This is a genomic window from Fusicatenibacter saccharivorans (genome assembly GCF_015557635.1).
GTDB lineage: Bacteria > Bacillota > Clostridia > Lachnospirales > Lachnospiraceae > Fusicatenibacter > Fusicatenibacter saccharivorans.
Map to the genome: position 1 here is coordinate 15,762 of NZ_JADNOP010000021.1, position 21,316 is coordinate 37,077.

The window sequence follows — 21,316 nt, forward strand, 5'->3', positions numbered from 1 at the left end:
CCTCCCCATACAGTTATCAATCTGCATCATCGTCTTCTATCGGTCCGAAAAGTTCATCAAACTTTGCCTCAAGCAGTTCCTGCAAAGAGTGGGTTTCCTCATCTGTTTCTTCATCAACATACCTTGGTTCAGCTTTCTTTTGTTCCACTTCAGTGTTACGCATAATCTTTCGCATAGCTTCAGCAAATTCTTTATGTTTATCGCTCAATTTATTTATCCCCCTTAGCCTTAATATTCTCAATCAATCCATTAGTTCATCTTTGTATCTGCCTACATCTCTCCTTATATTTCTGGCTCCAGATTAAGCTTTCAACACGTACAAAACATACTCTTCTTTATTATCATATCACAATTCTATCCGCATCGACCGTGCAATTTGCTCAAATAAATAAACGCTGCTTTCTCTGGACTGATACACCCGCTCATGATCAGCGGTCCTTCGACCACTGATCATCTTTTTGCCCCGTATGTGACTGTGTGATTCTTTGGTAAAATTCATCATGGAAAATATCATATCTTGTAGAAAACACCGGTTTCTGGCCACGGCGAAAGACGATTGTGCGGCCGACCGGGAGATACAATATTTCGTCAAGCGGCACATTCATTTTCAGGCTGAGTGCCTTTGCTGTCTCATAATTATTTCCGCCAAAAAACACATAACTATCACATTGGTCAATGATCTCTATCGCTTCATATTCGCCGTACATTCGCTTTAACTGACTTTCTGACTGTAATAAAATCCCGGAAAAGGCAATCCCTTTTGCCCTGCAGATACTCAGTTTTTCGGGCATATCGCTTATCTTAGCCCCGGTTGCAAAGTCGTCAAAAATGATATCTGTTGGAATCTCTAAAGCTCCGGCTATGCTCTCGTCTGCAATTGTAAATAATTCTGAGATCGCCTGAGACACGAAAATATTGGCCAAACCATGAAGAGCCTTTTTTACGGGGCTTGTCGTAATGAACAAGATTGATTTTTCACTGGCAAACTTATCAAAATCAACAGGCGGCTTATTTCTCATATTATTTCTGATGCTTGTTGTAAATGCTCTTAATGTCGGATTCAAAGAAACATATATTGACTTTGCAGTCTTCGCCGCAGCCTCCTTGAATGTCTTCCAGCATACGACAGCATAGCAATCCGGTGCCGCTTTTTCGATTGTTTTAAAAAGTGAATCCAGTGACGTCGTTATTCCACAACCGGATTCCTCGATTTTCAGGCTGAAATGCAGATCAAGCACATCTGCGAAAGTTGGTTTATTTTTCGTCATCAGAGTTGCTCCAATCTCTGCGCCCAATAATTGCTCTGAACTGTCATCCCAGAAGGGATCCGCATTACTATGCTCTTTTCGCTCATTCGCCATAACAATTGCATGTGCCAGGTCCGAAATATCCTCCTCAGACTTGACATAAGCTAGCGGATCATAGCAGCAATTCCCTTTCTCCGAATCCGAGAGATCCAGGTCATATACTGTAAACCCAGCTGCCTCAAACAAAGGGATATACCTGTCCGGAATATCTCTTTTGGTGAGAATCACACACTTATTATTAGGATTTTCCACTCTCAGTGCCTCCATAAGCTCTGGTTCCACATAAGATTTCGTTTTTCCGCTCCCGGTGCCTCCCACAATCAAAACGTTACGATTTAAACCCGTTTCCTCCGGATCCCCGCTGTAAATGCAATCGTTTCCAAGAATCATTCTCTCTGTACTATTCATTCGCATTCCTCCAATAATCTACCGAAATCTATGATCTCATCCACTAAACCAAAGTTCCGGCTCTCCTCAGCGCTGAAATAGTGGTCATAACCGGTCGCTTTCTCCACCGTCTCCTCTGTCTGTCCTGTGTGTTTTGCCAGAATTTGATTCATCTTACGTTTCGTTTCCAGCAAGGATTCCGAAATGGATTTGATGGATGAGCTGTTGCCACTCACGTGGTTTCCAAGCAGAGGCTCGTGGATCATTACTTCCCCATGCGGAAGTATATACCGGCCGTGGTTCCCACAGGCGAGTAAAATCGCTCCCATAGAATATGCTCTGCCAATGCAGAATGTACGAATAGGGGCTTTACTTGCCTGAATGACATCGTAATACACCATTCCGGAGTTGATACAGCCGCCAGGTGTATTAATCAAAAGGTCAATCGGCCGGTCCGGATCCTGCATATTTAAAATCATGATTTTCTTCACAAACTCACATGCCGTTTCCGGAGTAATTTCTCCCTCTATAAAGACTTTACGATTTGACATGAGTTTTGCATCCCCGGAAATCTGAAAGATTCCGTTTGAACTTTTCTCGATAATATTCATGTTTCCTCATCCTTTTCTTTTTTAACAACGATTTTTAATCCTGCGTAGCACGTTGGTGTTTCAGTCCCCCGCAAACCTTCAGCCGTTTTACGGTCACTGTCATCTGAACTCTACGCCCCAGCCACCAGGCGGTACATTCATCTCTGAAGTACAGGTATAGAATATAAAATTTTCGAAGGATTTTCTGTCTCGTATCGGCAAAAAAAGATACAAAAAAAGAAGTTCTGCGACATTTTTAATTAATATCACAAAACTTCTTTTCCAATTTTTATCTGATCTTAAGCGTATACGTTCCGTAATTCCATTATCTGCTCAATTTATGAAATGAACCCTTACTCTTTCATTTCATAAATTTAAATAATCACGTTTTTGCTTCTACTTCTTTTTTATAATTTTCCAAGACACTCAATGTTTCTTTAATCATAGGATCATTCATATCAAGCGGCATTTCCAGTTCAACAGGAGATTCCTGCGATCAAAATCTGTCATTACGCAGCGCACAGGTTTAATGCCAATACTTTTAAGTTTGCCGCAAAATTCTTCTATAAACTCTGACTGTTCAAACGTATACGACGTAATGCTACTGATAAACATAGGGAACGTTGGTTCAGCCTGATTATGTTCAGCTTCTTCTGTAAATTCTTTGTTCTTTCGGTAAATAACTTTACTAACCTCAGTTTTTATATATCTTTCAAGGATCAGATTTACATTTTTATAAATATCATCCGCATCAGACTCCAAATAGTTGTTCTCTATTCCTGTGTCATGTACTAATCGATTTCTTTTTTACTATCTCTTTATACGTCATCGTACCATTATCTCGTATTGCTCTCTTAAATACTCACTGCTGTTCCTTAAACAGGTCGGATTTAATATTACTTTCTCGAGTTATCTTTTAAAATTTATCCTATTTCAAATTCTCTGTCTCTGATAATTTCTCTTTGTTTTTTAATACGATCCTGGATCTCTGACAAAATATAATTATCCTCAGACGCAATAACCCGAATATACGGTCCGTAACTTAATAATCGAATCAATATTTCTTTTTCATCAAGGGCCGAATAGTACAATATCATTGTAAACTTATAACTCAAAGGATCATACACACATTTCTTCTTCCAAAGAGAAAATTCTGTCAGAATTCTATCCGGAAGGTTCTTTATTCCCTGGTAAAACTCTATCTGTATAGATGTCATTGTTTTGTCATATAATTTATCAAGAATTTTTCTCTGTTCTTTTAAGTCAAAACATTCACCCACTAATTCTTCCACCCGAACAATCCTTGGAATATTAATGATACCAATTTTTGATTCTGCGTTTTGCACATGCACATACCAAACCCTAAAAACATCGTCCCGTCTTGAATACTCTATACGCACCGGTGCACAAGTTGCATGTCTCTTTTTACCTTCCCAATTTCTATAAACAATATGAACTTTCTGTTCATTTACGATTGCCCTATACAATGCTCGTATATGAAACAAATCTTTTTCGTTCACACGGCCTTTCTGTGCAATGTGCTTTTTCCCCTTAGAGATTCGCCCCTCAATATTGTATCTATCAAAATAATTTATGGCATCAATCTGTAATTTCTCCACCTTAAATGGTGCACAGGACAAACACTTCCTGACAGCATTAATCTGTTCCGGAGACAAGAACACTCTTGCTAAAGGATCATCCAACACAGACAATAACCATCTTACCTCAATTTTTGTAATCGGAAGCAAATCATATAAGTAATCTATTTTGGGAACATTGAACCTTACTTTTCCTTTACCGTCTACAAGCTCTGATTCCAAAATGTACTCATATAATTCATTCTTCACCCATTCCTGTTCTTCATCAGTATAATAATCCAAAACTCTGTTAAGTTCTTCTTTTAGATTACAGTCCACAGTATGTTCGCCATCTATTGATAAAACCGAATTTGCTAAAACAATAGAATACCAGCTAAATAATTCGTTAAATAAAGCCCCATGTCCCTCTGTTTCTGAAACAATATCTCCATTCACCGAAAAACTCTCTTCTATATATTTCTTATCTGTATTTTTCTTATATTCTTCTCCTTCATCGCCGTTCAAAATTCGTTTATTGAAATATACATTCCACATTGCGTTAACGTCACCATCGATATCCAGTAAAGAAACAGGTATTTTTTCTGGCTTAGTAACACGCAGATAAAAGCTGCGTATCCAATTTCTCAATTCTTTTGTTGGAAAAATTGTAATTATATGGTCTTGTTTTTCGATTCTTCTTTCCTTAATTACTCTGTTTTTTATGAATTGTTCCGTTTCAGAATTAATAGAAACAGGCACTTCAAAGGATATCAGTCGGCTCTCCCATTCTTCGTCAACAATACAATCATGGACATCAGTCCCCCAGATATACGGTAACATTTTATTTGCTAATGCAACCTGTTTTACCAAGTCAGTTTCATCGATTTTTATATCAAATAATTTTTCCTCCTGCACACTCTTTTTCTTTCCTGTTTTAGTTACAGTGCGCTTAACCTTACTCATAGAATCAACATGTGAATATAACGTTATTTTATCTATAAATTCCAAGCGCAATGCTTTTATTCTGCGTTCCAGAATATGATAATACAAAACATACTCACGTCCATTTGAAACACTTATTCGAATTTCTAACGGGATAATCAATTCTTCACATGCTTTTAAATTTGTTCCATGAGAATATTGAAGTGCACAAAGATATCCATTCTCTATCGCAGTCAGAATGTCTATCATGTTGTAATCATATAATGTCTTTTGAACATAATTATGCTTGAACCGAAATATCTCCTTCTCTGTTTGTCCTTTTTTTATACTACATCTTTCCGATAATATAGTTCCAACTTCACCTAACGGATAATATTGAGAAAAGAATTCACACATTTCCAAAAATTTTTCAGTGAAAAGGCAGGAATCTTCGGTATCACAAATCATTGCCATCGTCAACGGAGATTTATACCAAAAATGATTCGCCTTCTCCGATGTCTCACTGCTAAAATACTTTTTGAAAACAGAATTATCACCATCTGAATCTTTATCCCGCCAGGCTCTCCATTGTTTCTCCAGCCATTTATTTCTTTGTTCTGGATTATCTCTAAGATCTCCGATTACCCCTAATGAATACAAATATTCTGTCCGGTTACTGAGGTTCGCATATTTATCTTTGTAGCTGGCCGGCATAAATCGAGTATGGACAGACCAAATGTTTAATTGACGGTTAAGTCTTATTGGATCATCTGTATCCCCGTCAGGTTCATTCTCAGTAACCATTTTATCTTGTAACTTTTCTATCCAATTGCTAATAATTGCATATTCAACAAGATTTGTATTTTCTAAATTCTGAGTACCCGCATTTCCCTCTACAGAATACAATTCGTCCTGACTTACCGGGAGATCTTTTGTTTCTCCATTAAATGTTGATCTTCTGTCCATATCTAAAAGATAGTTAAGATAATCACCTATTTTGCTGAGATTATGTAAAAAGTAAAAATCATCGACCGGGTTATCTGTTCCGGAAGGCATTGTTTTCAAAACAATCTGATTTCTTCCTTTTTTTCTTTTTTCAAAGTACCATTTTTCTCCAAGAATTTTACTGAAAATTTTCCATCTGTCCTTAACACTTTGACTTCCTTTTATATTTTGATCGTATGATTTAAACCCATATGTATAGTAATCGCGAATACTATTCTTAAAAACATCATCAAACGAACTGGTTCCGACCAATTCGTCAAATATTAATTTTGACTTCTCAAGAATTATTCCCATATTTAATCCCACTCCACTTCTTATGCTTTCGTACCATTCTGACGAATTGATCTTCATCCAAAAGATTCTATATCTATCAGATTATTATCCTGATCTCTGCCACTATTTTAGCACAGCAGCTAAAAGAATATAAGCGAGAAAACGAAGATTTCAGTCTAAAAAAATCACCCCGACAACAAAATTTCTATACGCTTATATAAATGAAAAAAACAGAACACATTGCTTCGATAAAATATTTTATTTCCAAAATCCTATATTTCTCCCCACGAAAAAATCTATCGAATTATTCTTTACAAACTGTTAAGTTTTTCCTCCCGTATCTCTATACCTGAATGTACCCGGAAAACTAAAAATGTTTTTGCAAAAATAAAACTCTTTCTCGTGTCACAATACACTGCATGGCTGAAAGAAAAAAAATATTTTTGTAAAAACGTTAAGATCCGCTTCCAATATCGTAATACACAAGTGTACCTGCAAAAAACATTTTACCTAAGGAGGAAAACCATGAATCATAAAAAAGTATATCAAAAACGTTTACAGAGCCTTGACAAGGGCAAGGCAAAATCTCTTGGTCCTGTCGAAAAGCTTACCATGAGATATGCCGGCTGGGTGGATGGAAAACATGGGCTCCTCCGCTGCAGTCAAAACGGGGACTGGCAGTCGAGTGTTCTGAAGCAGGAAGTCGATTCCTACGAAGAATTCTGCGCTGGTCAGATGGGACGCTTAAAGTTCGAGGAAGAGGACGAGTTCAAAAAGCTCAATATTCTTTTCGATACGGTTGTTCCGCTGAAAACAAACCTTACTGCCGCCAAACAGGTTTTAAAGAACGCCCTTGCAGAAGATGTCGACCTCACACGCCGGAAAGAAGGTGAGGAAAGTCTTACTGAAGTGCAAGTTGCAGCTCGAAGAAACCGTGAACGAGAAGAATCGCTTCTCCCGTTTAAAAGAGCTGTCGCCGAATCCGAGAAAGCACTTTCCGATACCATCGAAGCCATTTTCACCAGCCTCAGTCAGGTCACGGAGAGCTTTGATTCTGCTGCCAAAATCACCAATCGTGTTCTTCAGCATCATCAGCGGCGCATTGATGTTTACTGGCGGTCTGCGATGCGTCATGTTCCGGATCTTCCGGCTCTCCCGAACGTAACATTCACTAACAACTCTGAACAGGAATTTTCAAAACACTATCAACAAGTGGTGCAGCGTGCGGAAAAGCTCCGTCTTACCCTGGCATCTGAATTACAGGAGGAGGTACTCTAATGTTATTTGGAAAAAACAAGAAAAAAGAAAACAGTTTTATCAGTGAAGTAGACGACAGCCGTGTACTCGTTTATGACTTCCGCCGTCGTACCAATCTGCTGTTCGAAAACTACAGAGCTGTCGGCTACAAAAAGCCGGAGAACTACCATCTGGAACAGTTAAAGTCGGAACTTACCGATACCCTGACCCGCCTGATCAACGCAAACGCCGTTGACGCGGGCAACGAGGACTGTCTGATTGATAAGATCCTTGCTCCGGTCCGAAGCGGTCTCATTTCCCTTGATGACCAGTCATTGGATCACCTGGATTTTTATCATCGACAGGATGGGAATATGTCTGCACATCGCGCGGACATCCAAAGAATTCTCGAGCTGATGCGCGAAAAAGAAACCGTCCTGGAAACCGAACATGCACATACCCAGATGCTTTGGAACAAATGTTACGGCATCAAAGAAAAAATGGAGGTTGTTGAAGATGAAAGATAATACATTTGCACTGAAAATGAACAAAAGTGGAGAACTCCTGCTTGAAAATTCTGATGACGCTGTCAAAGCAAAATACAAACCAGACAGTCTGTTGCTCTGCGCACCTGTCTCCTATCTGCTTATGCTCTTCTGTGTCGTAATAGATATTGCCTTTTTCCGCAGTCTCTTCGTACGCATTTCTTACGACTCTCCCATCATGATCTGGGGCCAGGTCGCAGGACTGGCCTTTGCAGCAGATGTTGTGGCCGCCTTTGCAGGCATTCTGGCAAAAAAGATCAGACAGGGACTCAGCCACGATAAATTCAATCTGGCATTGCTGTTAGCTGTTCCGATTTTTGCCCTGATCATCAATGGTGTACTCCGTTTCTCCACCATGTCGCTCTCTTCTGCAGACGGAACAGTGGATGCCGCAACGATCGCATTAACGATTATTGCCATTGCAACTCCTGTTTTTACATCTGTCGGCAATTTTGCCATCAGCTTCGAGCTGTACAACCCGCTGGCAAAACAGCTTTGCCGTGAGGAAATTACACTTAACGAGCTTAAAAACTATATTCGCCGTCTGGAAGCAATTCAGGACGAATGTGACAGCTTTAACTCATCACAGATTCAGGACGCAGACCACCAGCATCTTATCAATGCCAAAAAGGATCTCATCAACGATTCTCTGACCCTTCTGGCTGATATGAGAGTGCAGCTCATGGAACAGCTGGGTGATCCCACCTCAACAAATGTCCTGAGTAAGTCTCGTTCTGATGAAATCTTTGATCGTCTTGGCAGGGAACTGGCTGCCCTTGCAGCTGCAAGCGGTGAAAAAACCGCTCTCCCTGCCATCGACAGAGATGTTCCAACTAAAAACCACGTTGTCAACTTTTCAGAAGCTGTTTAAGGAGGAAAATACTATGATGAAAAAAATCACAAAACTTACATGCACTTTTGCTGTCATGGCTGCTGCACTTTTCACTTTGACCGGATGCAGCAATTCAGACCCTTCCTGTTCCAATTCTGCTGAAACCAGCAAGCCGGCTGTCGCTTACATTATCGCAAACACAGCAAACTCCAAACCAGTAGATTCATCCGCCCCGCTCATTCAGGATACCATGCTCGACGCTGCCATGAATTATGGTTATTGCATTGTCGCTCGCGTAGACGGTGACCCTGCGCTTATCTCCACGGAGGACCTCAATATTGATGAACAGTATAAAACCGCATCCAAAGAGAGACTGAAAAGAGATGCCGCCAGCAAAGCCTCCAATCTCCTTCAGATTGTGGATAGTGTGACACCAGTAAATCCAGAGGCCGATTATCTGGAAGCTCTCCGCCTTGGTGCCTCCTCACTGCGGAGTCTGGATTCCAGCTACACTTCCCGCACCATCATCTGCTGTGGAAGCGGACTGTCCACATCAGGTTACTTAAACTTTCAGAACAACTTACTGTCTGCTGAGCCTCAGGTTATCGTTGATATGCTGAAAGAACGGGAGGCCCTGCCTGATCTCAGCGGATGCACCGTATACTGGTTAGGTATGGCGCAGGTCGAAGCACCTCAGGAAAAACTTACTCCCAAGCAGAGCAATAACCTTACCAGCATCTGGAAAGCTGTTGTCGAAGCCTCCGGCGGAGAATTCGTATCAAACGACTATATTGCCGTATCTAACGATACCAACGCGACAGATTCCCTCCCATCGGTCAGTGTTGTAGATATTCCTTCTGATACGCCAATTGTATTTGACTCGGACGTTCTGGATGAAACAGATACCGAAGAATCCAACGCATTCGACGAACCTGTTGCTCTGGAAGAAAGCCAGGTCCAATTCGTTGGTGACGAAGCAGCCTACCTTAACCCGGAAGCCGCTTTGGAAACCATTCGTCCCATTGCAGATTACCTGGCAAAACACGAATCCGTCTCTCTCCTCCTTGTCGGCTCTACAGCCGGAGACATCACAGATGAATCCATCCTCAGCCTGTCTCAGGCCAGAGCGGATGCCGTAAAAAAAACGCTCTGTGATGACTTAGGGATCGCTGAAAGCCGCATTCATACCCTTGGCATGGGTTCTTCAGCTCCCTGGCACATCAGCAACGTCGGGTACGATGGTGCCGCTGCCAGCAGAAATCGTAACGTGACCCTGATCAGTGCCGATACGGAACTCGCCCAGAGTCTTATGAACAATCATTAATTTCCGCTTCTCCCACAGAAAGGACATTTCACAGTCTATGATCCAAAACATAAAACGCAGAATAAATAAACCTGTTTTCCTTATGAGTGCTGCCTCAGGCGGCACTCTCTGGTTCTTCTGTAATCATCTGTACTCTGTCTATCGTTTAAAGATTTCAGGCTTTTTGATGGTTCCTGCCCTGTGTACCTTATTATTTGCTGTTCTGTTCCTGACCGTATGGGCAGGATCGGTTCTTTTGACCGGGAAAATTTCCTGTATTCAGGTCCGCGCTCCATGCTCAAATATTTTACCTTCAGTATTGTGGGCATCTTCTGTCTGACCATGCTGCTGGAATATTTATACGAATTAAATCCAAAGCAGAAAATCATCGAGCCAACCAGCTATATCTTTGTCATCGATGAATCCGGTTCCATGAGCGGAAATGATCCGGAAGGCCTTCGGTATGACGCTATTTCAGAGATCATGAACTCCACCGATTCCCCGCTTCCTTATATGGTCTACGCCTTTTCTTCTGAACCTAAAATCCTGCGTGACATGGGGCCGATGACGGAAAATGAAGCTGCATTCACCGTAACCTGTGACGGAGCAACCTCTATCTATGAAACCACACTTCGTATTCTGCAAGATTACAAAGATGCAAAATGGAACGGCGGTACACACCCAAAGCTCATTTTCTTAACCGACGGCTTCGCTACAGACCTGGATAACGGCTTCTTGTGGTTCAAGGGTAATATTCCGGAATTCAATGCCGCACTGGAAGAATACAATCATCTTAATATTAACATCAGCACGGTCGCACTTGGATCTGTGGACAAAGACCTTATGAAGAAAATGGCGGAAATAACAGGCGGCGTATTTATTCCCGTCAATCAGGCCTCCGATCTTGCTGAAGCAATGAAAACCGCTGCAACTTCCTATTCCACAAGAGATCTGCTTTCTGTCCGCTATATGAACCATTTTAATACGCTTTTCGGTTTTCTCAGAGTCATTTTCTTAAGTCTCATTGGTTTACTCATCGGCGGACTGCTTTCTCTCCCCTACATGGATCATGCCAGCCTTCCACTCATTGTTTCCAGCAGTGCGGCCGGTTCCCTTCTTGGCAGTGTTCTTCTGGAATCCGGTGTCCAGAGTGGTGTTTATCAGAGTATTTTATGGTTTCTCCTGTGGATTCTGTTTTCCGCTACGCTGGGATTTCTGCATCCTAAAAAACAAATTTTGAGACCTGGAAATATAACAGTTCCCTTGGAATTAAAAGACGATAGGATAAATGAAATAAAAAATGAAAATATTCGCGTGTGACATAAATTTTTATATAACATGTTAAACAGACTTTATATAATTGATTTATTGGACAAAAAAATAACCATAGATGTAACTCGTCCTTTTTTGCTCAATTTTTCTACATCTTTGAAAACAAATACGCATATTTTCGCATTTGTGCAAACAAAATCATTTCCACTCGTTTTCGTATTTCTTCTGGATACCCCTCCGCATTCGCGAGCAATTCAGTCACATCTTTTTTCGTAAAATGAAACTTCAGATTCCCTCTATATAATGCTTCAGAAAGGTCCAACTGCTCATCAAACTCACTGCATATCGTTTTTGCCTGAACCTGATCCATCAGTGCATACGTATCCCCCGATAAAGGATAATCCATCGTTGTATCTGACAGTAGCCCTGCCCCATGATCAAAAATCGGGCAGTATGCATAGTCACCTTTTCCATTCATCAACACCGCTATATTATGCGTATGACGATCCTCGTTCAGGAAAAATGCGTCTATCGTCAACAGCTTGTTCATATAGACGCCAAAGTTTTGAAGCCCGGTCATACGCTCCACCTGCTGTACCAAGAAACGTAAGCGTTCTTCATGTTTTGGAATTCTATACAGGGATTGATACAGACTTTCTCCAAAAGAATTTTTAAACAGTCTCTCCAAAGTGATAATCTGCCAGTCCTCCCTCAGAAAATTTCTACTCTTTACTCCGTTATAAATCACAGTTCCATATTTTATTTTTTCCAGATCGTAACATACAAATTCGTCTTCCGCCAGCGTTGATTTTTTCAGAAGATGCGAGATCATATACTCTGCCAATCCCTCATATCCTGTATAATCCGCTTTGTACCAGATTCCGTTATTCTCCCATTTTAACTGGTTTCCTTTTGACGACTGACGCTCATTCGTCCTGATATTCTGTTCAAATAATTCTATCATCCATCTACCTCTCTATCCGTAGCCAGAAATCATCTTCCGCCATCCGTCCTTCCGTTTTTTCTATAATCATAATCGGATCGTAAAATGGCAGTCCCAAATCTTTTAATATCAGTTTCATCTTATCTCTGCTTTCCGGAAAGCATCGTGATTCCAGAAATTCCAGATACTGATCATAATCCGGTTCTTCCACAACTCCGAATGCCCGAAACATAATTTTGTCTGTATAATTTTTTACTTTTACTTTCCGTTCCTGCTCATTCACATCGATCAAGGTACATACATTCTGCCCATACATGTACCAGATTCTGAGCGGCCATATTTTTTCCGGAACTTTCACTTCCTGTTCGTATTCTGGATATTTTTGCAGCATTTTCAAAAGTAAAACAATCGGTCCGCGAATCACTTCTTCACTTCTTTCCCAGCGCTCTACCGTTGGCTTGGAACAATTAATCAGTTCCGCAAACTCCTTTTGCGTCAGATGCAGTTCCTTCCGAAGTTCCTTGATTTCTTTTGCCGTTGTATATTCTGGCGTTATAAATAATTTTTCTTTCATAAACCTCACCTTTCAGCTTTATAATTCCCGACTTTTTCTTTATTGAATCATAAAAATCTGTATTTGTAAACGAAAAACCATTATTTTGATTGTTTTTAAATCTTAAAAACCATCATTTTAATTGTTTCCCCATAGATCTCAACATCTCACCACACTCTTCCAATTTGTCGCATCTTTTTCCGGATAAACTCACACAAATTTGACAATTTATGATACACTAAGCTAAGTGACATCAATTCTGAATGTTCTGTGCTCTGCCGCAGATTTTTCGGAACTGAAATTGACTTTTCGATGCATAAACCAAACGATTTGTGGCATACGAAGAAAGGAATTCTTATGAAAATTATCTTTATCCGCCACGGTGAACCGAATTATGAGATTGATTCGCTGACTGAAAAGGGCTGGCGTGAGGCTGAGCTGCTTTCGAAGCGCACGGCGAAATGGAACGTCACCGATTTTTACTGCTCGCCGCTCGGACGCGCGAAGGATACGGCTTCTTTTACGCTGAAAAATGCGGGCCGCGAGGCCGAAATTCTTCCGTGGCTGCGGGAATTTGATGCGCCTGTCCTTGATCCGGAGACCGGAAAACGCCGGATTCCGTGGGATTTTCTGCCGGATGTGCTCGATGCGAACCGGGATCTCTATGATCATGATCTCTGGACACAGAACCCGATCATGAAAACCGGAAACATGGATGAAAATTATCGTGTCGTAACGGACGGACTCGATGCGCTGCTTGCTCGCTACGGTTATGTACGCGACGGCTACCGCTACCACGCTTCAGATGAAACGAACCGCGAAGCTGTCATCGTCTGCTTCTGCCATCTCGGCGTTACCTGCGTCGCGCTGTCCCATCTGCTCAACACAACGCCGGTGCAGCTCTGGCAGGGCCTGTTCCTGGCGCCGACTTCCGTCACGATCGTCGGAACGGAAGAGCGCAAACCAGGCGAAGTGTACTTCCGCTGCCAGACCGTCGGCGATGTCCATCACCTGCTTTCTGCGGGCGAACCGGTTTCGTATTATGGAGCGTTTAACGATCCATTCCAATTTTAACATCCGTAGACAAGAAGTCCCTCGCTTCTAAAGCGGTGGGATGAATTGTTAAAAGAAACATAACGGCAGTGGCGGGCGGAGAGAAATCGGTATCCTCCACTGACATGAGGCAAGTCACAGTCGAACTATTTTCGACACGTCAGACTCCGTGAAAATACCGACTGTGAGTTGAAACAAACTTTACAAAAAGGGAGCTTTTTATCATGAATGAAGCAAAATTAAGAGAATACGCAAAGCTGATCGTAAAAATCGGCGCAAATGTACAGAAAGGACAGCGTGTCCGTCTGCAGGCCGGTGTGGATCAGGTTCTGCTTGCTACCATGGTCACGGAAGAGTGTTACAAAGCCGGTGCAAGCTATGTTGAGCTGATCTGGGAGTGTGGTCCAATTAACAAGCTGAGTTATCAGTACGCCACAGCCGAAACACTCGGTACGGTTCAGAACTGGGAGGAGGAGCGCCTCAAACAGATGACCGTAGATCTTCCAGTCCGCATTTTCATTGACTCCTCCGATCCGGATGAGCTTGCCGGCATCTCTGCCGATCTGCTCTCTACCGTCCGCCAGATGCGCGGGAAAGTAACGAAAAAATACCGCGATCAGCTCGACGGAAAACATCAGTGGCTGATCGTTGCCGCTCCGTCACCGGCATGGGCAAAAAAAGTATTTCCGGGCGAGCCGGAGGATATTGCGGTCGAGAAGCTGTGGAATGCTATTTTTGATTGCCTGTATTTAAAAGAAGGCGAAGATGTTGAAAAAATCTGGCAGGCACACTGTGACCGCATGACCCAAAAAGCCAACTGGCTGAATGAACAGGCGTTCCGCAAACTGCATTATACCAGCAAAAACGGCACCGATTTCACAGTTGAACTGATTCCGGGCGCAAAGTGGAGCGGCGCTGGCGATATCAACCATATGAACAATACCTTCTATGTCCCGAATATGCCGACCGAAGAAGTTTTCACCAGCCCGATGCGCGGCAAATGTGAAGGCCGCCTCGTTTCCACCAAACCGTTAAGCTGGTCCGGCCAGGTTATCAACAACTTTACCGTTGATTTTAAGGACGGAAAGGTTGTCGACTGCCACGCAGAACAGGGCGAAGAGGTTCTGAAGAAAATGTTCGCGATAGATGAGGGCGCCGCGATGCTCGGCGAGGTTGCACTCGTTCCGAAGGAGTCCCCGATCAACCAGTCCGGACTGATGTTCTTTAACACTCTGTTCGACGAGAATGCATGCTGCCACGTTGCCGCCGGCGCCGGCTTTTCCGAGGTGCTGGACGGATTTATGGATATGAGTGATGAAGAAATCCTCGCAAAGGGTGTCAACGATTCCCTGATCCACGTTGACTTTATGGTTGGATCGGATGACCTGCATATCGTGGGTATTCACGAAGACGGAAGCGAGACCGATGTCTTTGTAAACGGCACCTGGGCTGAGTAATCTGAATAATCATCGCCCCATCTTTTCCATCACTTTGCAAAACACCACCGCCGCAATCGTACTCGCAGCCGTCGCAGCAAGCGCCGGTCCGACAATTGCTGTTGGGTGGACGCTGCCGTACTGACTGCGGTACGCAATGATGTTGACGGGGATGAGCTGCAGAGAAGAAATATTTAAAATCAAAAACGTACACATTTCCCGGTTTGCGGTTCCTTCTGGAACTGCGGCCGGGTTTTTCATTTTCCGCCGCTCTTCCTCCAGCTCCTCAAACCGCTCCATCGCCGCAAGCCCCGGCGGCGTCGCAGCCGCGCCGAGTCCGAACACATTACAGATCATATTCATCCCCGCCGAGAGCATCACAGAGTGATCTTCCGGCACTTCCGGAAACAAAAACCGCATCACCGGCCCCATTCGTTTCACCAGCCCGTCAATCACTCCCGCCTTCTTCGCAATCTCCATCAGCCCTGCCCAGAAACCCGTCACCCCAACCAGCGAAACCGCCAGCACCACCGCCTCCCTCGAAGCCTGAATCACCCCATCCGTCACCTCCGGCATCCGTCCCTGCAGCGCGCCATATGCGATTCCGAGAAGCAGCATGGAACTCCATAGAATGTTCATTGCATCACCTGACTAAAAAGATCTTTATAAAAATATGCTGACTTTATATTTTCCATGATTCGAAACTCAAGTATACACCATAATCCCACAAATTTTTATTATGCCGTCGTTTTATAATGCTTTCTAAAATTGATATTTTAGTTTTATACGTATATAATAATAAACATTATAAGGGTGGTGTTTTAAAATGAAGAAATGAGACCTGCATTCAGTGCCTGCTATGAATAATATAATGTGATATATAATTACCGGTCAACACACAGATTTTTCCGTGCATTGGCCGGTAATTTTTTCATTTAAAAATCAGTTTCCTGTCTTCCCTTTTCTCATATAAGGATTTCGATACAGTGAAATCACAAGCTCCACAGCCATGAAACACCAGATGATCGGTTCGCACCAGATTACGGCGCTGTAGTGGTAGCGTGGAATGAATACCATGGCAAAGATAATCTTTCCAAACAGCTCAATAAAGCTCGACAGCAACGGCAGAATTTTCTCTCCGAGTGCCTGCAGTGCCAGACGGCTGCAGTTGACAAGACCAAGGGCGAAGAAAAACGGGATGGCTACGCGGAGGTAGCGGGCTCCGTTTCCGAGGACGGTCGGGTCGGATGAACCAGAGATCAGGTGTACCATGGTTGGTGCAAGCGGGGTGACGATTACAATCAGACACGCGGTTACGCTGAAGCAGAAAATGTAAGCGTAACGGATGCCTTTCCGCACGCGCTCCCAGTTGTCTGCGCCGCGGTTCTGTGCAACGTAGGTGTTGACGGCCTGCGCCATGGAGGAAAGCGGCATCATGGAGAACGAAAACAGCTTTCTCGCAGCGGTATGTCCGGCGATAGTTTCATATCCGAGGCTGTTGATGCCCGGCTGCAGAACGATCGAACCAACATAAATGATGCTGCTCATAAATCCCATCGAAAATCCCTGCGCCAGCAGATCTGCGTACAGTCCGCGGTCCAGCGCGAAGTGGCGTTTTTCCGGAAGCAGGATTTTCGCTTTCGTAACAATATAAATCAGGCAGAGCACAACGGAAATGCCCTGTGCAATGACGGTTGCAATCGCGGCACCCCGGACACCCATGCCGAAGGTGCGGATAAACAGCAGATCAAGCACGATGTTCACCAGCGATGAAAAGATCAGGAACACAAGCGGCATGAAGCTGTTGCCGATCGCCCGCAGCAGGCCGGAGCACAGGTTGTAGGCGAACATGACGAACAGGAAAATCGAGAGAATCGAAATATAGCTGTAGGATTCCTCAAGAATCTCCGCCGGTGTTTTCAGCAGGCGCAGCAGCGGATGCATGAAGATCGTCGCCAGAATGGTAACTACCAGTGTGACGGCAACGCCGATGACGATACAGGATGCGACCGATTTTTTCATCCGGTCCGTCTCCTGCCGTCCAAAGCAGCGCGCCGTGACGATCGCAAGACCGTTTCCGACGCCGAACGTAAATCCGGTCATCATCTCATAGATGGATGAGCAGGCACCCATCGCCGCAATCGATGAGTCGCCGAGTGTATAGCCGACGATCAGCGTATCCATCGTGTTGTAAATCTGCTGAAACACGCGGGACGCCATAATCGGCAGGGCAAAAAGCAGCAGAGATTTCAGGATCGGGCCGTGAAGCAGATCGACCTGAGAACTCCGCCGGGTTTGTGACTGTGACATAAAAAATTTCCTCCCTCAAAAATACTTCATTGTTCCTATTATAACAGACGGGAGTAACTACCGGACAAGGAATATCTCCAAATCTGTAAAACAAATACAATAACACAAAATTTTACAGATTTTCATACTTCTTCCTCTCTTTCCTTCTCTTAGAGCGTGTCGTTATTCTTTTCCCAGTAAATACTGATAAATATCTCTCTTCGTTACGCCACGGTCTTTTGCCACAAGCTTCATCGCCTCTTTCCGCGCAATCCCCTGGTCTTCATACCGTTTCATATGTTCCTCAATCGAAATTTCCTCAAACGCAGCCTTCGCCTCGTCCTCGATTTCTTTCTGGCTTCTGCCTTCGATCACAAGAACGCATTCGCCCTTCGGATCTTCCTGCTCGTAGCGGGTAATGGCATCTTCTATTGTGGTCTGCCATGCTGTCTCATGCTTTTTCGTCAGTTCCCGACACAGTGTCAGGCGGCGGTTGCCAAGGATTTCCAGCAGTTCCCGCAGCGTTTTCAGCAGATGATGCGGCGCCTCGTACACGATCATGGTTCGTGTCTCGTTTTTCAGCCGCTCCAGCGCCAGTTTATGTTCTTTTTTATCCGGCGGAAGAAACGCTTCAAACACAAATCTTCTCGTCGAAAGTCCCGACAGCGTCAGTGCCGTTACACACGCACACGCCCCCGGCAGACTCGTCACTTCGATTCCGGCTTCGTATGCCATTTTCACCAGCTCCTCCCCCGGGTCTGAGATTCCCGGTGTTCCGGCATCGGTGATAAGGGCAATGTTTGTTCCCGCCAGCAGCTTCTGCACCAGCTCGCGGCCCTTGTCGTATTTGTTGTATTCGTGATAACTCGTCATCGGCGTATGAATCTCAAAATGGTTCAGCAGCTTAATGCTGTTTCTCGTATCCTCCGCCGCGATCAGATCGACCTCCTGCAGAATGCGGATTGCACGGAAGGTCATGTCCTCCAGATTTCCAATTGGTGTTGCACACAAATATAATTTTCCTGCCATGTTCTTATCTCCCGTCTCCATATAATTCCCGGATGTCCTTTGTATACACGCCCGGCGTCTCATACACAATCAGCGGTTTCTCCACGGTAATTCTCGGATTCCCGCCTTTCATCGCCTCGATCAGCACCATGTTCGGCTCCTTGTCCACAAACGGATAAACGAGCTGCATCCTCTTTGGTTCCAGATGATATTTTTTCAGCGTCGAAAAAATCTCCGCCAGCCGGAACGGCCGGTGCACCAGATAGAACCGTCCTTTCGTCTTTAAAACCGCCGATGCCTCTTTTGCAATATCATCAAACGAGCACAGCACCTCATGCCGCGCAATCGTCTTCGCCTCAAGCGCATTCGTCAGCCCGTGCTGCCCCGTCATGTACGGCGGATTGCACGTTACCACATCAAACACTTCTTTTCCAAACTGCTGCGATGCCGTCTTCACATCTCCCTGGAAAATCTCAACATCATTTTCCAGATGATTGTACCGCACACTCCGCTGTGCCATCTCGGCACTGTACTCCTGAATTTCCAGCCCGGAAAAATGCTCTCCGTTTGTCTTCGCCTTCAGCAGAATCGGCACAATTCCCGATCCCGTGCAGAAATCCATCGCCCGCTCCCCGCGCTTCACCTTCGCGTAGGATGCCAGCAGCACCGCGTCAATGCCATAGCAGAAAAGGGATGGATTTTGTATCATCCAGTAACCGTTCTGCAGATCATCGAGCCGCTCACCCGGCTTCAAAAATTCTTCTTTTCTATCCAATGAAAATCCCTCCTCCTGCTGACCGCCCAGCGCCGCATCACACAAAAAGAAGCGTCAGTTTTACCCGGCGCTTACTTTTTTCAAAATGCATTCCAAATCAATCTTATTCCGGCTGTTTTGCCTCTTCCGAAGAAGCCTGCTCCCCGGAGCTGTTTCTGTCTTTTTTCTTCTCTTTGCCTTTTGCCTTCTTATGCTTCGGCTTGAACTTGAGCTCTTCCACCGGGTACTCCCGCATTTCCTTCTCATCGTTCACATCCACCAGCACTTTTACGAGCTGACGAAGCACATTCACACCGAAAACCTCACCTTTCATGCCGTCCGGCAGCGTGACGATATCGCCGACACCCGGCAGCTTGCGGTTCAGGTATTCATAGGTTTCCTGCTCGTTTTTCAGGCAACACATCAGTCGTCCGCAGACACCCGAAATCTTCGTCGGGTTCAGGGACAGGTTCTGCTCTTTTGCCATCTTGATCGAAACCGGTGCAAACTCGGACAGATACGTATGGCAGCAAAGCGGTCTGCCGCAGATGCCGATTCCGCCGAGAATCTTTGTCTCATCGCGGACACCGATCTGGCGAAGCTCGATTCTCGTCTTAAAGACAGCCGCCAGATCCTTTACCAGCTCACGGAAATCAATTCTTCCGTCGGCGGTAAAGTAAAACAGCATCTTGTTATTGTCAAACGTATACTCTGCATCGATCAGCTTCATCTCCAGGTTGTGCGCCCGGATCTTCTTCTGGCAGATTTCAAACGCTTCTTTTTCTTTCTTGCGGTTGCTCTCCTCCCGCGCATCATCCTTCGGCGTTGCAATGCGGATGACTTCTTTCAACGGCTGGATCACCTTGGAATCGTCAACTTCTTTTGGCCCCAGCACAACGAAACCATACTCTACGCCGCGCGCCGTCTCAACGATAACGTGGTCGCCCACGCAGATGTCCAGCTCTCTCGGCGAGAAATAATATACTTTTCCTACGTTTCGAAAACGTACTCCTATAATTGTTATCATGCTATCAGTTTTCCTTCATTGTCAGGAACATAAGCTCCATGGTTAAATCAAAATTAACATTCGCGTTCAGGCGGGCTCTCGCCTTCTGAATCGCCTCTATAATCTTCTCCAGGCCTTCGTATGAGCTCTTATTTGCTCTCTCACGGATTCCATTCAGCTCCTGCTTGAACACAAGGGAATCGACCTCTTTTGTCGCCTTAAAGAGCAGAACATCGCGGAACCATAAAGAAAAGATATCGAAGTAATCATCAATATTGTCTTTTTCGGCCGTCAGTTTTTTGATCGTCTCCACGATTTCATACAGCGGCATACTGTCGGCGTACTTTGCCATGCGGAGTGCATTTTCCAGCGTCTCCTCGTATTCCGGAGAACGGGCAATCCGCTCTGCTTTTCCGATATTTCCCTGCGCCAGGGACGCATCAACCTCTGCCTGGTAATCCGGCACATGCATTTCGTTCATCAGATAATCTTTCACAAGCTGGTCTCCCACTGGTTTTAAATTTAACTGCACGCAGCGTGACGAAATCGTCGGAAGCAACGCATCCGGGTTGTCTGCCAGAAGCATGACAACTGCGTAGACCGGCGGCTCCTCGATCGTCTTCAGCAGCGCGTTCTGCGCCTGAAGTGTCAGCTTCTGCGCCTCGTCGATGATATAAATCTTGTACGGACTGCTGTACGGCTTGATCATCACATCGTTAATGAGCTGCTCGCGGATTTCATCGATGCTGATGGTGTTCGGCTTTTCATGCTTCACATAAATGATATCCGGATGATTCTGGCTCTGTGCCTTTTTACAGGACGGGCACTCCATACAGGGCTCGACCCCGTGCTTCTCGCACTGAAGCGTCATCGCAAACAGTGAAGCCATCATTTTCTTTCCCGATCCACTCTCTCCGCCAAAAAGATAAGCATGAGATACTTTATTCATCGAAATGGCATTCTGTAAATGCGTTATGATTTCCTGATGTCCTACAACCTTCTGAAAACCCTGCATAAAATCACCCC

At 44.4% G+C, this 21,316-nt stretch carries 20 protein-coding genes; 7 read left to right on the forward strand and 13 right to left on the reverse strand.

Features of this window, described 5'->3' with window-relative positions; all coding sequences use genetic code 11:
- Positions 1 to 16: 16 nt before the first annotated feature.
- The 5 genes from I2G42_RS14590 to I2G42_RS14610 all read right to left on the reverse strand — a co-directional run bounded on the left by I2G42_RS14590 (position 17) and on the right by I2G42_RS14610 (position 6,081).
- Entirely contained in the window at positions 17 to 208 is a 192-nt protein-coding gene (locus I2G42_RS14590; protein ID WP_118742305.1) for a hypothetical protein, read from the reverse strand.
- A gap of 220 nt (positions 209 to 428) precedes the next feature.
- Entirely contained in the window at positions 429 to 1,715 is a 1,287-nt protein-coding gene (locus tag I2G42_RS14595) for a type IV secretory system conjugative DNA transfer family protein (RefSeq protein ID WP_195531204.1), read from the reverse strand.
- The gene (locus I2G42_RS14600; RefSeq protein WP_195531205.1) at positions 1,712 to 2,305 is read right to left on the reverse strand and encodes a ClpP family protease; all 594 of its coding nucleotides are present in this window, start codon (positions 2,303 to 2,305) and stop codon (positions 1,712 to 1,714) included. Before I2G42_RS14600 ends, I2G42_RS14595 begins: the two co-directional genes overlap by 4 nt.
- 432 nt (positions 2,306 to 2,737) lie before the next feature.
- On the reverse strand, positions 2,738 to 3,046 hold the full coding sequence (locus I2G42_RS14605) for a hypothetical protein (protein ID WP_055226056.1): 309 nt from the start codon (positions 3,044 to 3,046) through the stop codon (positions 2,738 to 2,740).
- 161 nt (positions 3,047 to 3,207) lie between these two features.
- Positions 3,208 to 6,081 carry a WYL domain-containing protein gene (locus I2G42_RS14610; RefSeq protein WP_055226054.1) on the reverse strand — a complete coding sequence of 958 codons (2,874 nt, stop codon included), beginning with the start codon at positions 6,079 to 6,081 and terminating at the stop codon, positions 3,208 to 3,210.
- Between the two features lie 504 nt (positions 6,082 to 6,585).
- On the opposite strand from I2G42_RS14610, the gene I2G42_RS14615 reads away from it, so the two are divergent.
- From I2G42_RS14615 to I2G42_RS14635, 5 genes are all read left to right on the forward strand, one after another.
- Entirely contained in the window at positions 6,586 to 7,338 is a 753-nt protein-coding gene (locus I2G42_RS14615) for a hypothetical protein (protein ID WP_055226053.1), read from the forward strand.
- Entirely contained in the window at positions 7,338 to 7,823 is a 486-nt protein-coding gene (locus I2G42_RS14620) for a hypothetical protein (RefSeq protein ID WP_055226050.1), read from the forward strand. The genes I2G42_RS14615 and I2G42_RS14620 overlap by 1 nt, the downstream gene beginning before the upstream one ends.
- Positions 7,813 to 8,712, forward strand: a complete 900-nt coding sequence (locus I2G42_RS14625) for a hypothetical protein (protein ID WP_055226049.1) — start codon at positions 7,813 to 7,815, stop codon at positions 8,710 to 8,712. The genes I2G42_RS14620 and I2G42_RS14625 overlap by 11 nt, the downstream gene beginning before the upstream one ends.
- A gap of 55 nt (positions 8,713 to 8,767) precedes the next feature.
- Positions 8,768 to 9,997: an OmpA family protein gene (locus tag I2G42_RS14630; protein ID WP_195531206.1), complete on the forward strand. Its 1,230-nt coding sequence runs from the start codon at positions 8,768 to 8,770 to the stop codon at positions 9,995 to 9,997.
- Positions 9,998 to 10,270: 273 nt separating this feature from the next.
- Positions 10,271 to 11,296, forward strand: coding sequence for a vWA domain-containing protein (locus I2G42_RS14635; protein WP_055226028.1), 1,026 nt, complete (start codon positions 10,271 to 10,273; stop codon positions 11,294 to 11,296).
- A 100-nt stretch (positions 11,297 to 11,396) separates the two neighbouring features.
- Here the strand turns inward: I2G42_RS14635 and I2G42_RS14640 are convergent, their stop codons facing one another.
- Positions 11,397 to 12,212, reverse strand: a complete 816-nt coding sequence (locus I2G42_RS14640; protein WP_055226026.1) for a hypothetical protein — start codon at positions 12,210 to 12,212, stop codon at positions 11,397 to 11,399.
- Between the two features lie 4 nt (positions 12,213 to 12,216).
- A complete protein-coding gene (locus tag I2G42_RS14645) occupies positions 12,217 to 12,765 on the reverse strand; it encodes a helix-turn-helix domain-containing protein (protein WP_055226024.1) in 549 nt (182 codons plus the stop codon).
- Positions 12,766 to 13,101: 336 nt separating this feature from the next.
- Here I2G42_RS14645 and I2G42_RS14650 point away from each other — a divergent pair, with 336 nt between their 5' ends.
- Both I2G42_RS14650 and I2G42_RS14655 read left to right on the forward strand, forming a co-directional pair.
- Positions 13,102 to 13,818, forward strand: a complete 717-nt coding sequence (locus I2G42_RS14650) for a histidine phosphatase family protein (protein ID WP_055226022.1) — start codon at positions 13,102 to 13,104, stop codon at positions 13,816 to 13,818.
- 203 nt (positions 13,819 to 14,021) lie between these two features.
- Complete coding sequence (locus I2G42_RS14655; protein WP_055226019.1) at positions 14,022 to 15,254, forward strand: aminopeptidase; 1,233 nt, start codon at positions 14,022 to 14,024, stop codon at positions 15,252 to 15,254.
- Between the two features lie 9 nt (positions 15,255 to 15,263).
- On the opposite strand, the gene I2G42_RS14660 is transcribed toward I2G42_RS14655, so the two are convergent.
- From I2G42_RS14660 to holB, 6 genes are all read right to left on the reverse strand, one after another.
- On the reverse strand, positions 15,264 to 15,872 hold the full coding sequence (locus tag I2G42_RS14660) for a hypothetical protein (RefSeq protein ID WP_055226017.1): 609 nt from the start codon (positions 15,870 to 15,872) through the stop codon (positions 15,264 to 15,266).
- A 303-nt stretch (positions 15,873 to 16,175) separates the two neighbouring features.
- Positions 16,176 to 17,543, reverse strand: coding sequence for an MATE family efflux transporter (locus tag I2G42_RS14665; protein WP_055226015.1), 1,368 nt, complete (start codon positions 17,541 to 17,543; stop codon positions 16,176 to 16,178).
- Positions 17,544 to 17,705: 162 nt separating this feature from the next.
- Positions 17,706 to 18,551 (reverse strand): 16S rRNA (cytidine(1402)-2'-O)-methyltransferase, encoded by an 846-nt coding sequence (rsmI, locus tag I2G42_RS14670; RefSeq protein ID WP_055226013.1) that lies wholly within the window; start codon positions 18,549 to 18,551, stop codon positions 17,706 to 17,708.
- Between the two features lie 4 nt (positions 18,552 to 18,555).
- Positions 18,556 to 19,239, reverse strand: coding sequence for a tRNA1(Val) (adenine(37)-N6)-methyltransferase (locus I2G42_RS14675; RefSeq protein ID WP_055226320.1), 684 nt, complete (start codon positions 19,237 to 19,239; stop codon positions 18,556 to 18,558).
- Positions 19,240 to 19,408: 169 nt separating this feature from the next.
- Entirely contained in the window at positions 19,409 to 20,311 is a 903-nt protein-coding gene (locus I2G42_RS14680) for a PSP1 domain-containing protein (RefSeq protein ID WP_195531207.1), read from the reverse strand.
- Between the two features lie 4 nt (positions 20,312 to 20,315).
- A complete protein-coding gene (gene holB, locus I2G42_RS14685) occupies positions 20,316 to 21,305 on the reverse strand; it encodes a DNA polymerase III subunit delta' (protein ID WP_173828546.1) in 990 nt (329 codons plus the stop codon).
- Positions 21,306 to 21,316: the final 11 nt, after the last annotated feature.